At 71.5% G+C, this 12,760-nt stretch carries 9 protein-coding genes; 5 read left to right on the top strand and 4 right to left on the bottom strand.

The features are described from left to right. Positions 1–2 precede the first annotated feature (2 nt). Genes nuoL through nuoN form a run of 3 tightly spaced genes read left to right on the top strand, consistent with a single transcriptional unit; the run spans position 3 to position 5,272 of the window. Complete coding sequence (gene nuoL / locus ACZ4MH_RS17065) at positions 3–1,949, top strand: NADH-quinone oxidoreductase subunit L (RefSeq protein WP_351597943.1); 1,947 nt, start codon at positions 3–5, stop codon at positions 1,947–1,949. Positions 1,950–1,952: 3 nt separating this feature from the next. Next, the gene (locus tag ACZ4MH_RS17060; RefSeq protein WP_351597940.1) at positions 1,953–3,596 is read left to right on the top strand and encodes an NADH-quinone oxidoreductase subunit M; all 1,644 of its coding nucleotides are present in this window, start codon (positions 1,953–1,955) and stop codon (positions 3,594–3,596) included. After that, positions 3,593–5,272, top strand: a complete 1,680-nt coding sequence (gene nuoN / locus ACZ4MH_RS17055; protein ID WP_351597938.1) for an NADH-quinone oxidoreductase subunit NuoN — start codon at positions 3,593–3,595, stop codon at positions 5,270–5,272. Before ACZ4MH_RS17060 ends, nuoN begins: the two co-directional genes overlap by 4 nt. Before the next feature lie 90 nt (positions 5,273–5,362). Here nuoN and ACZ4MH_RS17050 read toward each other — a convergent pair whose 3' ends face one another. Next, the gene (locus ACZ4MH_RS17050; protein WP_351597936.1) at positions 5,363–5,854 is read right to left on the bottom strand and encodes a hypothetical protein; all 492 of its coding nucleotides are present in this window, start codon (positions 5,852–5,854) and stop codon (positions 5,363–5,365) included. A gap of 23 nt (positions 5,855–5,877) precedes the next feature. After that, the gene (locus ACZ4MH_RS17045) at positions 5,878–6,312 is read right to left on the bottom strand and encodes a hypothetical protein (protein WP_351597933.1); all 435 of its coding nucleotides are present in this window, start codon (positions 6,310–6,312) and stop codon (positions 5,878–5,880) included. Positions 6,313–6,555: 243 nt separating this feature from the next. On the opposite strand from ACZ4MH_RS17045, the gene ACZ4MH_RS17040 reads away from it, so the two are divergent. Further along, positions 6,556–7,809: a carboxylate--amine ligase gene (locus tag ACZ4MH_RS17040; protein WP_351597931.1), complete on the top strand. Its 1,254-nt coding sequence runs from the start codon at positions 6,556–6,558 to the stop codon at positions 7,807–7,809. A gap of 119 nt (positions 7,810–7,928) precedes the next feature. Continuing rightward, positions 7,929–9,125, top strand: coding sequence for an FAD-dependent oxidoreductase (locus ACZ4MH_RS17035; protein WP_351597928.1), 1,197 nt, complete (start codon positions 7,929–7,931; stop codon positions 9,123–9,125). Between the two features lie 126 nt (positions 9,126–9,251). Here ACZ4MH_RS17035 and ACZ4MH_RS17030 read toward each other — a convergent pair whose 3' ends face one another. Both ACZ4MH_RS17030 and ACZ4MH_RS17025 read right to left on the bottom strand, forming a co-directional pair. Next, the gene (locus tag ACZ4MH_RS17030; RefSeq protein WP_351597925.1) at positions 9,252–11,249 is read right to left on the bottom strand and encodes a CocE/NonD family hydrolase; all 1,998 of its coding nucleotides are present in this window, start codon (positions 11,247–11,249) and stop codon (positions 9,252–9,254) included. A gap of 21 nt (positions 11,250–11,270) precedes the next feature. Next, on the bottom strand, positions 11,271–12,743 hold the full coding sequence (locus ACZ4MH_RS17025) for a peptide MFS transporter (RefSeq protein ID WP_351597922.1): 1,473 nt from the start codon (positions 12,741–12,743) through the stop codon (positions 11,271–11,273). Positions 12,744–12,760 lie beyond the last annotated feature (17 nt).

Raw genomic sequence — 12,760 nt, 5'->3', positions numbered from 1 at the left:
TCGTGGAATCTCTGATCGCGCTGCTCGTCGGGGCACCACTGGTCGGTGCGGCCGTGCTGCTCTGCGGCGGCAAACGCCTGGACCGTACGGGCCATCTGCTCGGCACGCTGCTCGCGGTGGTGTCGTTCGTCATCGGCCTGGTGCTGTTCGCCGACATGCTGGGCAGGGGCGCCGAGGACCGCGCCCTGCACCAGCACCTCTTCAGCTGGATCCCGGTGGGCGGCTTCCGGGCCGACGTCGCCTTCCAGCTCGACCAGTTGTCGATGACGTTCGTGCTGCTGATCACCGGTGTCGGATCGCTGATCCACATCTACTCGATCGGCTACATGGAGCACGACGAGCGGCGCCGCCGCTTCTTCGGCTATCTGAACCTCTTCCTCGCGGCGATGCTGCTGCTCGTCCTCGCCGACAACTACCTCCTGCTGTACGTCGGCTGGGAGGGCGTCGGCCTCGCCTCGTACCTGCTCATCGGGTTCTGGCAGCACAAGCCGAGCGCGGCGACGGCGGCCAAGAAGGCGTTCCTGGTCAACCGGGTCGGCGACATGGGCCTGTCCATCGCGATCATGCTGATGTTCACCACCTTCGGGACGTTCGCGTTCGGCCCGGTGCTGGGCGCGGTGGGTGACACGAGCGAGGGCAAGCTGACCGCCATCGGGCTGATGCTGCTGCTGGCCGCGTGCGGCAAGTCCGCACAGGTGCCGCTGCAGTCCTGGCTGGGTGACGCGATGGAGGGCCCGACCCCGGTCTCGGCCCTGATCCACGCCGCCACGATGGTCACCGCGGGGGTCTACCTGATCACCCGCTCCGGGGCGATCTTCAACGGGGCGCCGGACGCGCAGACCGCGGTGGTCGCGGTCGGCGCGGTCACGCTCCTCTTCGGTGCGATCGTCGGTTGCGCGAAGGACGACATCAAGAAGGCGCTCGCGGGCTCGACGATGTCGCAGATCGGCTACATGATCCTCGCGGCCGGCCTCGGCCCCATCGGGTACGCCTTCGCGATCATGCACCTGGTCACCCACGGCTTCTTCAAGGCGGGCCTCTTCCTCGGCGCCGGTTCCGTGATGCACGGGATGAACGACGAGGTGGACATGCGGCGTTACGGCGGCCTGCGGAAGTACATGCCGGTCACGTTCGTCACCTTCGGGCTCGGCTATCTGGCCATCATCGGCTTCCCCGGCCTGTCCGGCTTCTTCTCCAAGGACAAGATCATCGAGGCGGCGTTCGCCTCGGGCGGCACCCAGGGCTGGATCCTCGGGGGCGCGGCGCTGCTCGGCGCCGGGATCACCGCGTTCTACATGACGCGCGTGATGCTGATGACGTTCTTCGGTGAGGAGCGCTGGCGCAAGGCCCCGACCCCGTCGCCGGCCGAGCCGAGCGTGGAGCCCGCGGCCGAGACCCGCGGCGAGTACACGCCTCCGCATCCGCACGAGTCGCCGAAGTCGATGACGCTCCCGATGATCCTGCTGGCGTTCGGCTCGGTCTTCGCCGGCGGCCTGTTCAGCATCAACGAGGCGTTCGTGCACTGGCTGGAGCCGGTCACCTCCTTCGAGCACGGCCACTCCCCGCTCAGCGCGGCCGCGGTGACCTCCGCGACCATCGTGGTGCTGCTGCTCGGTGTCGCCCTCGCCTGGCTCCAGTACGGCCGCAAGCCCGTCCCGGCGCTGGCCCCGCGCGGCTCGCTGCTCACCCGCGCCGCCCGGCGCGACCTGCTCCAGGACGACTTCAACCACGTCGTACTGGTCCGCGGCGGCGAGCAGCTGACCCGCGCGCTGGAGCGGATCGACCACTCCGTCGTCGACGGCGCGGTCAACGGCACCGCGGTGTCGGTCGGCGGTCTCTCCGGCCGGCTGCGCCGCCTGCAGACCGGCTACGTCCGCTCCTACGCCCTCCAGATGCTGGGCGGCGCCGCGGTGCTGGTCTTCGCGACCCTGCTGATGAGGGGTGTCTGAGCCATGTCGTTTCCCCTGCTGACGGCCGCCGCCGCGGTCCCGGCGATCGGCGCGGTGGCCACGGCCGCGGTGCCCGCCGCGAAGCGCACCGCCGCCAAGTGGCTGGCGCTGCTCTTCTCGCTGGCCACGCTGGCGCTGGCGCTGGTGATCGCGGTCCGCTTCGACCCCGGCGCCAAGGGCCCGTTCCAGCTCTCCGAGTCGCACGCCTGGATCGCCGACTTCGGCGTGCGGTACGAGCTCGGCGTGGACGGCATCGCGGTGGCGCTGATCGCGCTGACCGCCTTGCTGGTCCCGTTCGTGATCCTGGCGGGCTGGCACGACGCCGACGCCCTTGAACAGGACAACTCGAATCGGCGCTGGCGGCCCACCCAGGGCCTCTTCGCGCTGATCCTCGCCGTCGAGGCGATGGTGATCCTCTCCTTCGAGGCCACCGACGTCTTCCTCTTCTACATCTTCTTCGAAGCCATGCTGATCCCGATGTACTTCCTCATCGGCGGCTTCGGGGACCGGGCGGGGACGCAGGACGCGGCGGAGGGCGCTGCCCGGCGCTCGTCCGCCGCGGTGAAGTTCCTGCTGTACAACCTCGCCGGCGGCCTGATCATGCTGGCCGCGGTGATCGGTCTGTACGCGGTCACCGCCGACCAGCTCGGCAGCGGCACCTTCTCGCTCTCCCAGATCGTGCAGGCCCGCGCGGCCGGCGAGCTGACCATGGGCGCGGGCACGGAGCGGCTGCTCTTCCTCGGCTTCTTCTTCGCCTTCGCGGTGAAGGCGCCGCTGTGGCCGCTGCACACGTGGCTGCCGGGCGCCATGGGCGAGTCCACGGCGCCGGTCGCGGTGCTGATCACGGCGGTGGTCGACAAGGTCGGCACGTTCGCGATGCTCCGCTTCTGCCTCCAGCTCTTCCCCGAGGCCAGCAAGTGGGCCACGCCGGTGATCCTCGTCCTGGCGCTGGTCAGCATCCTGTACGGCGCGCTGCTCGCGGTCGCCCAGCGGGACATCAAGCGCCTGATCGCGTACGCGTCCATCTCCCACTTCGGCTTCATCGTCCTCGGCATCTTCGCGATGACCAGCCAGGGCCAGGGCGGCGCGACGCTGTACATGGTCAACCACGGCATCTCCACCGCCGCGCTGATGCTGGTCGCCGGCTTCCTGATCACCCGCCGCGGCTCCCGCCTGATCGCGGACTACGGCGGCGTGCAGAAGGTCGCCCCGGTGCTGGCCGGCACGTTCCTGATCGGCGGCCTCGCCACCCTCTCGCTGCCCGGCCTCGCGCCGTTCGTCAGCGAGTTCCTGGTCCTGGTCGGCACGTTCAGCCGGTATCCCGTCCTCGGCATCATCGCCACGGTGGGCATCGTGCTGGCCGCGCTGTACGTCCTCGTGCTGTACCAGCGCACGATGACCGGGCCGGTCAAGGCCGAGGTCCAGGGGATGCCCGACCTCAAGGCCCGGGAGCTGGTGGTGGTGGCGCCGCTGATCGCGCTGCTGCTCTTCCTCGGCGTCTATCCGAAGCCGCTGACCTCCATCGTCAATCCGGCGGTGGACCACACGCTGTCCGTCGTGGACAGGCAGGACCCCAAGCCCGACGTACGGGTCAACGCCGTGCCGCCCAAGGCCGGCTCCGATCGAGATGCGGAGGCCGCGAAGTGACACCCGTGGCAGCGGTCCACACCCTGTGGACGATGGCGGACGGGGCGGCCGGCTCCCCGTTGGCCCCGGACGGCCCCGGCAAGATCCCGGCGCCGCACATCGAGTACGCCCAGCTGGCACCGACCCTGATCGTGCTCGGCGCGGCCGTGCTCGCCGTGCTGGTCGAGGCGTTCTGGCCGCGCCGCGGCCGGTACTACGCGCAGGTGCTGCTCTCCGTGGTCGCGCTGGCCGCCGCGTTCGCCGCGGTCATCGGCCTCGCGGCCGGCGGCTTCGGCTCGACCAAGGCGCACATCGCCGCGATGGGTGCCCTCGCGGTGGACGGCCCGGCGCTCTTCCTGCAGGGCACGATCCTGCTGGTCTCGCTGATCGCGGTCTTCACCTTCGCCGAGCGGAGGCTCGACCCCGCGGCGCACGGCCGCCCGGTGGACTCCTTCGCGGCCCAGGGCGCGGCGGTCCCCGGCGGCGAGGCGGAGCAGGCGGCCGTCAAGGCGGGCTTCACCACCACCGAGGTCTTCCCGCTCCTGCTCTTCGCGATCGGCGGCATGCTGGTCTTCCCGGCGGCCAACGACCTGCTGACCCTCTTCGTCGCGCTGGAGGTCTTCTCCCTCCCGCTGTACATCCTGTGCGCGCTGGCCCGCCGCCAACGGCTGCTCTCGCAGGAGTCGGCGGTGAAGTACTTCCTGCTCGGCGCGTTCTCCTCGGCGTTCCTGCTCTTCGGCATCGCCCTGCTGTACGGCTACGCGGGCACGGTGACGTACGCGGGCATCGCCGAGGTCGTCAGCGACGGCGCCAAGCAGATCGACCCGGCGCTCGCCGACACCATGGGCAATGACGCGCTGCTGCTGATCGGCGGCGCGCTGGTCGTGATGGGCCTGCTGTTCAAGGTCGGCGCCGTCCCGTTCCACATGTGGACCCCGGACGTGTACCAGGGCGCGCCGACCCCGGTGACCGGCTTCATGGCCGCCGCCACGAAGGTCGCCGCGTTCGGCGCGCTGCTGCGTCTGCTGTACGTCGCGCTGCCGGGCCTGCGCTGGGACTGGCGCCCGGTCATGTGGGGCGTGGCGATCCTGACGATGCTGGCCGGCGCGGTCATCGCGCTCACCCAGACCGATGTGAAGCGGCTGCTGGCGTACTCCTCCATCGCGCACGCGGGCTTCATCCTGGCCGGCGTGATCGCCACGAGCAGGAACGGCATCTCCTCGGTGCTCTTCTACCTGCTCGCGTACTCCTTCGTGACGCTCGGCGCGTTCGCGGTGGTCACGCTGGTGCGGGACGCGGGCGGCGAGGCGACGCACCTGTCCAAGTGGGCGGGGCTCGGGCGGCGTTCGCCGCTGGTCGCGGCCGTGTTCGCGGTCTTCCTCCTCGCCTTCGCCGGCATCCCGCTGACCTCCGGGTTCGCGGGGAAGTTCGCGGTGTTCAAGGCGGCGGCGGAGAGCGGCGCGGGCTGGCTGGTCGTGATCGGTGTGCTCTCGTCCGCGGTCGCCGCGTTCTTCTACATCCGGGTGATCGTCCTGATGTTCTTCAACGAGCCGAAGGCGGACGGCCCGACGGTGGCGGTGCCCAGCCCGCTGACCATGACGGCCATCGCGGTCGGCGTAGTGGTGACGCTCGTACTGGGCCTGGCGCCGCAGTACTTCCTCGACCTGGCGGGACAGGCGGGGGTGTTCGTCCGCTGACCCGGCGAGGTTTCCGTACGCACGAAGCTGCCCGGCACTCCCGCGAGGGGTGCCGGGCAGCGGCGTACAGAGGCAGTACGGCCGGGTACGTCAGCCGTTCTGCTGGAAGCCGTCCAGCGACGAGGGGTCGATGGACGGCAGGTCCGTCGTGCCCTCGGTCCGGGTGAAGACGGACTCCTTGCCGGAGGCCCAGCGCACGGTGAGCTTCTTGCCCCGGAGGCTCTGCACCGTGCCCGCGGAGTGCTCGGTGTCGCCGTCGGTGCACTTGAAGACGAGCTCGACCGGCTTGCCGTCCACGACCTTGCCGCCGCAGGACTTCTTGCCGATCAGTACCGCCTCGTGCTTCGAGACGGACAGGATCAGCAGGCCCTTGTCGGCGTGTTGCGCGTTCGTGGTCCAGCCGCCCTCCAGGGACGCCACGGAGACGTCGCCACCGGGCGTCCGTCCGGCCGACGAGGCGGACGGCGACGGCGACTGCGACGGTGACTTCTTCGCGCCACCGCCGGTGTCGCCGCCACCGCATCCGGCGAGCAGGACCGCGGCCGCGGCGGCCGCGGCGGCGAACGAAATGCCCTTGCGCACGTTGATCTCCTCGGGAAAGCCGCTCAGTTGGCGCCGGACGGCAGGTCGGGCTTGGGGATCTCCACCTTGCCCTCGGTCTTGGTGAACTCCTCCGTGGGCCCGTTCTTCCAGCTGACCGTGAGCTTGTCGCCGGTCTGCTCGACGTTGCCCATGGAACGGGTGTCGTCGCCGCCGCTGCACTTCAGCGCGAGCATGGTGGTGCCCATGTCCTGGACCTTGCCCTGGCAGGCGGTCTTGCCCGCGGACAGGGTCGCGGACTCGCCGATGACCGCGAGGGTGACCGTGCCGTTCGCGGACTTCGACTGCCACGCGCCGTCGATGCCGCTCGCGGGCTTGTCGGCGCCGTCCGCCGACTGCGACGGCTTGCTCTCCTTGCCGCCCTCGCCGCTGCTGCCGCATCCGCTGAGCAACAGCGCGGCGATGGCGGCCGCCCCGGCGATCTGCGCTGCCTTGCGCACGTACGTCTCCTCCGTTGTGGGACAGGATTCGTGAGGCTAGCAGTCACGCGCATGACAACCGCCCCATCCGCACCGCGAGATGCCTCTTGCCCGACGCGCAACGAGCGCCCGTTCCGTACCGGTCTCCCGGGACATGCCTAAAGAGTTAGCAATGTCCTGAAATGGATTGGCGAACCGCCCATTGGGGTTCTAGCGTCCTTTCGGGGCGCGGCCGGGGTGGGGCTGTGGCCATAGGGGGGACACGTGGCTCGAGCCAGCACGCGGTTCACGGTCGACCGGACCGTGCCAGGGCTGATTGTGAAGATCGGTGATTATCCGCTGCACCACGGCGGGGTGGGGGCGATCCGCAGCCTGGGACGGCTCGGCGTGCCCATGTACGCGATCACCGAGGACAGATACACGCCGGCCGCGGCGTCGCGGTACCTCAAGGGGCGGTTCGTCTGGCCGACGACCGGCCGCGAGGACCCGGAGCGGCTGGTCGACGGCCTGCTGCGGATCGGCCGCCGCATCGGCCGGCCGACCGTCCTGGTGCCGACCGACGAGGAGGCAGCGGTACTGATCGCCGAGCACGCGGACGTCCTGGGCGACCGCTTCCTCTTCCCGCGCACCCGGTCCGGGCTCTCCCGCAGACTCGCCAGCAAGCAGGGTCTGCACGAGCTGTGCACCGAACACGGCATCCCGTCCCCCCGGGCGGCCTTCCCGCAGACGCAGGCGGACATCGAGGACTTCGCCGCGCAGGCCCGCTTCCCGGTCGTCGCCAAGAACCGGGAGGCGTTCCAGCGCCGCAGCCGGCCCGCCGTGAACGGCACCACGCGCATCGCGGACGCCGCCCACCTCCGGCATCTCGCCAAGGACTGGGGCCCGCACCCCGGCGTGATCCTCCAGGAGTACCTCCCGCGCGAGGAGGCCGAGGACTGGATCGTGCACGCGTACTTCGACGGGGACAGCGCGGCGCTGACGATGTTCACCGGGGTCAAGGTCCGCTCCTGGCCGCCGCACGCCGGGATGACGGCCTGCGCGTATGTCGTGGACAACCCCGAACTGGCCGAGATGACCGCACAGTTCATCAAGCGCGTCGGCTTCAGCGGCATCGTCGACCTGGACTGGCGCTACGACCGCCGGGACCGGCGCTACAAGCTGCTGGACTTCAATCCGCGGATGGGCGCGCAGTTCCGGCTCTTCGAGAACGAGGCGGGCATCGACGTCGTCCGCGCCCAGCACCTGGACCTGACCGGGCGCGCGGTGCCGGAGGGCGAGCAGCGGGCCGGCCACCGCTTCGTGGTGGAGAACATCGACCTGCCCGCCTGGCTGGCCTACCGCCGCAGCGGCTACACCACGCCGCACGTGCCGGACCGCGCGGCGAGCACGGAGCTGGCCTGGCTCGCCGCCGACGACATGAAGCCGTTCTTCACCATGCTCGCGCGCTTCGTCCGGCCGGGCGCCAAGCATCTGTGGCAGCTGTGGCGCGACCGGTCGGGCCGGTGGCACGACCGCTGACGCCCCGTGCGCCGCCGGCGCGCTCCCATTCCACCGCACGGTTCCGGGCAGCGCGGCCCCGAGCCGTGCACCGGTACGCAGTACGACGCATCAGCAGCACCCTGGGGAGGGAAACCCGAGTGAACACTCCGGTAGCAGTCATCGGCGCAGGCCCCTTCGGCCTGTCCACCGCCGCTCATCTCCGCGCACGCGGCATACCCGTACGGACCTTCGGCCGCCCGATGGTGAGCTGGAGCGAGCACATGCCGGCGGGCATGATCCTGAAGTCCACGCCGGCGGCGTCCAGCATCGACGCCCCGCAGCCCGGCCACACGCTCGTCGACTACTGCGCGGCGGCGGGGGAGCGGCGGTACGAGTCCGACTGGGACATCATCCCGGTCGAGACCTTCGTCCGGTACGGCCGGTGGTTCCAGCAGCGGCTGGTGCCGGACCTGGAGGAGGTCCGGGTGGTCTCCGTCGACCGGCAGCACGGCGGGTTCGACCTGAAGCTGGACAGCGGCGAGCAGTTCCGCGCCCGGGCCGTGGTCGTGGCCACGGGGCTCAGCGGCTTCGCCCACCTGCCCGGTGAGCTGGCCGACGCCGTACCGGATGGACCGACCCCCACTGGGCCCATCTCGCACACCTCCCAGCACGCCGACCTGTCCGGGTTCGCGGGCCGCGAGGTCGTGGTCGTGGGCGCCGGACAGTCGGCGCTGGAGAGCGCGGTGCTGCTCGCGGACGCCGGCGCCTCGGTGCGGGTGTTGGCCCGGGGCCGGCAGGCGGTCGGCTTCGGCGCGCCGCCGGACCAACAGCCGAAGCTGCGCCCCGAGACGCCGTTCGGCAACGCCTGGTCGCTGTACGCCTTCTCGTACCACGCGGACGGCTTCCGTTATCTGCCGGCGCCGACCCGGCAGTTCCTGGTCAAGCGGGTGCTGGGGCCGCTGGGCGCGTGGTGGCTGCGGGACCGGTTCGTGGGCCGGGTGCAGGTGACCACCGGGCGGCGGATCGTCCGGGCCCGGGTGGAGGGCGGCCGTCCCGTGCTGTCGCTGCGCGGCTCCGACGGGTACGACGGTGAGCTGGCCGCCGACCACGTGCTGGCGGCCACCGGGTACCGGGTCGACCTGGGCGCGCTGGACTTCCTCGGGCAGGGGCTGCGCACGGAGCTGGCGGTGGGCGCGGGCGGCCCGCGGCTGGGCGCCGGCTTCGAGTCGTCCGTGCCGGGCCTGTACTTCACGGGGCTGCCGGCGGCGGCCAGTTACGGCCCGGTGATGCGCTTTGTCTGCGGCACGGAGTTCGCCTCGCCGCGGCTGGCCGCTTCGCTGGCCCGCACCCGGTAACGCTCCGCGGGGGGCGGTTTGTCGGCTGCGGCGCCGTCGTGGCTGGGCGCGCAGTTCCCCGCGCCCCTGAACGGCCGGGCCTCGTACGGCAGTTGATGCCGTACGAGGCCCGGCCGTTCTTCGGGCTCACACCGCCGTGCGGGGGATCCGGCGGTGCCAGGTCCGGCGGAAGACCTCCTCGTCCCCGTCCCGGCACACGACCTCGTTCTCCGTCACGAAGTCCCCGCCCTCCGTGGTGATCTGCGAGCGGGTCTCGATGCGCGCGTCCCAGCCGAGCTCCGGCCGGTGCAGCCGGATCGACCAGTCCGAGCGGGTCGCCGCGCTCTCCGGGTCAGCGCTGTCGATCCGGTACGTCTCCAGCGCGTCCTCGGTGAACTCCAGCCCGTCCGGGTAGATCCGGGTGCCGCCGTAGCGCGGGTCCACCTCCAGCGTCCAGGTGCCGGCCGCGACATCGCGGACGACCTTCCGCTCGGGCCGCTGGTCGGCGCCGCCGGGGAAGACCACGCCGAGCGGCTCGGACTGCTCGGGCGCCTCGAAGGTGATCTCCGGCTCCTCGGTGCCCGGGGTGCGGACCGGGAGTTCGACGGTGCTGGCGGCCGGGTCGACCGTCCAGCCCGCCTCGCTGCCGGCGTGCGGCCAGATCCACGGCCAGTACGCGGAGGACAGTGCGACGCGGATGCGGTGCCCGGCGGGGAACGCGTGTCCGATGCCGTTCAGCTCGAAGGTCACGTCCTCCGTGGCGCCCGGCGTCCACTCCACGGCCCGGTCCCGGCCGTGCCGGGTGAGGAGGTTGAGCACGCCGCGGGTGACCAGCGTGGACGAGCCGTCCGGCGCCACGTCGCAGACGCGGGCGATGACCTGGCCGCGCGGCACCTCGGAGGTCAGTCGCAGGGTGACCCGCGGCCGGCCGAGGATCTCGACCCGTTCGGTCAGCTCCGGCAGGTCGAAGCAGACCGAGCGGCCGTCCTCCTCGCGCTGGTCGGGCGGCAGGTCCGCGTCGTTGCCGAACGGGAAGTAGCGGCCCGCGTCGACGCCGGTGTGCTGCGGCGAACGGACCGGCAGCGGCCGGTCGCCCGGCAGGGTGTACGCCGTCGGCGTGACGTTCGGCGAGGGCCAGGCGGGGTCGGCGACCCAGCGGCCCGGCAGCTCGTCGTACACCGTGGCCGGCGGGTGCGACTCGCTGATCCAGGAGCGCAGCAGCGGGTCGTCCTCGACGCCCCGGTCCTCCCCCTTGAGCCAGTGGTCCCACCAGCGCAGCGTCTCCTGGAGGAAGCCGATCGCGGGGCCCGGCGGCAGGCCGCGGTCCGGGTACTGGTGCGACCAGGGCCCGATGAGCCCGCGTACGGGCGCGTCGAGGTGCTGGACCAGGCGCAGCGCGGTGTCCCGGTACGGGTCGTGCCAGCCGCCGACGGCGAGCACCGCCGCCTTGATCGCGGAGTAGTCCTCGCAGACGCTGCCGTGCTGCCAGTACGCGTCCCGCGACTGGTGGTCCAGCCAGGTGTGGATGAACGGGTCGACCGCTTCGAGGCGGTCCGTCCACTGCTTGCGCCAGCCCTCGCCGACCTGCGCCGGGTCCGGCGGGCGCGAGACGAAGGCGAGCATCGTGGCGGCCCAGGCATGCATGTCCACGGCGAGCAGCGAGCCGCCCATGTAGTGCACGTCGTTGTCGAACCGGTCGTCCGCCGAGCAGACCGTGACGATCGCCTTCAGCGCCTCGGGCGCGCGGGCGGCCAGCTGGAGGCTGTTGAAGCCGCCCCAGGAGATGCCGAACATCCCGACCTTGCCGGAGCACCACGGCTGCGCGGCCAGCCACTCGATGACGGCCACGCCGTCGGCCAGCTCGGTCTCGGAGTACTCGTCGGTCGGCAGGCCCTCGGAGTTGCCGTGGCCGCGGACGTCGACGCGGACGGAGGCGTAGCCGTGGCCCGCGTAGTACGGGTGGCGCTGGGCGTCGCGCGGCGCGGTCCAGTCGCTCAGCCGGTAGGGCAGGTATTCGAGCAGCGCGGGGACGGGCTCCGTGCCGTACGGGCGCCAGACGCGGGCGTAGAGCTGCGTGCCGTCCGGGAGGGGGATGCGGACGTCCTCGCAGAACGTCCGGTACGGGAAGTCGGTGCGGATGCGCATGGTGCCGGGTCCAATGGGGGGTCAGTGAACGGGGTGCATGGTGCGGCGCAGCCAGGGTCCGGCGGCGATCACCGCGAGGCCCACGACGACCGCGAAGCCGCCGTTGAGGCCGAAGTACAGGTCGTTGGCGATCTCGCCGAAGTACTTCACGACCTGCGCCTGGATGCCGTTGGCCAGGGCGAGGGAGAGGAACCACAGGGCCATCGTCTGGCTGGCGAAGGCGGCGGGCGCGAGCTTGGTCGTCGCGGACATGCCGGTGGTCTCCAGCAGGATGTCGCCGAGGCCGAGCAGGACGAAGGAGATCAGGAGCCACCAGGCGGCCATCTTCCAGTCGCCGGTCTGCCCGTGCGTCGCGGGGACCATCACGAGGAAGGACAGGCCGCCCAGGATCACGCCGTAGGCGATCTTGTGGGAGGCGTGCGGCTGGCGCCTGCCGAGCTTGACCCAGACGGCCGCGACGACCGGCGCGAGCAGTACTTCGGCGCCGCCGAGCACGGAGCCGTACCAGGTCGAGGGGAACTCCCAGCCGAGGATCTCGGTGTCGGCATGGCTCGCGGCCAGCAGCGTCATCGTCGAGTACGACTGGAAGAGGACGAAGTTGAAGACCACCGAGGCGGCGAAGAGCACGAGGTAGGGGCGGAGCCGGCCGCGTTCCTCGGTGCTCACCCGGGGGCTGCGGAACATCACCACGAAGTACGCGACGGGCGCGATCACCGAGATCACGGTCAGCATGTCCACCGTGCGGTCCATGGTCAGCCAGCCGGCCAGGGCCAGGCCCGTGGCGACGGCGGCGACCAGCACGCAGCCGCCGGCGATCAGCCAGGTCGCGCGGCGCATCGCCGCCTGCGGCAGGGCGAACTCGGCGCTGTGCTTGCGGCCCGCGAGGCCCTTGCGGCCCGCGACGTACTGGATCAGACCCAGCGTCATGCCGATCGCGGCGGCCGAGAAGCCCCAGTGCCAGCCCTGCTTCTGGCCCAGCCAGCCGATGATCAGCGGGGCGAGGAAGGCGCCGATGTTGATGCCCATGTAGTACAGCGCGAAGCCCGCGTCCCGGCGCTCGTCCTCGGTCGCGTAGAGCTTGCCGACCATGGTCGAGACGTTCGGCTTCAGCAGGCCCGTGCCGGCGATGATCAGGCCCAGGCCCACCCAGGTCATGGCCGCGGTGGGCACCGCCATGGAGTAGTGGCCGCAGGCGATCAGGACGCCGCCCCACAGGACCGCGCGGTAGGACCCGAGCATCCGGTCGGCGAGCCAGCCGCCGGCGACCGAGACGAGGTAGACCAGGGTGCCGTAGGCCGCGGTGACGGAGGCGGCGGTGTTCTCGGCCATGCCCAGGCCGCCGTGCGCGACCTGATCGGCGAAGTACAGCACCAGAATGGCCTGCATGCCGAGGAAGGAGAACCGTTCCCAGACCTCCAGGCCCGAGAGGGTCAGCAGGCCGCGCGGGTGACCGAGGAAGGAATGCTCGTCGCGGGGGTGCGGTGGTCCGGACACGGGTGTGGCTCCTGGGA

Source organism: Streptomyces sp. NPDC026301 (assembly GCF_055567935.1).
This window is presented reverse-complemented; position numbering and strand designations above follow the sequence as displayed.

Excerpts from the sequence above, each read along its gene's own strand:
- ACZ4MH_RS17060 (WP_351597940.1), top strand. The coding sequence starts at position 1,953 with ATGTCGTTTCCCCTGCTGACGGCCGCCGCCGCGGTCCCGGCGATCGGC.
- ACZ4MH_RS17030 (WP_351597925.1), bottom strand. The coding sequence starts at position 11,249 with ATGCGCATCCGCACCGACTTCCCGTACCGGACGTTCTGCGAGGACGTC.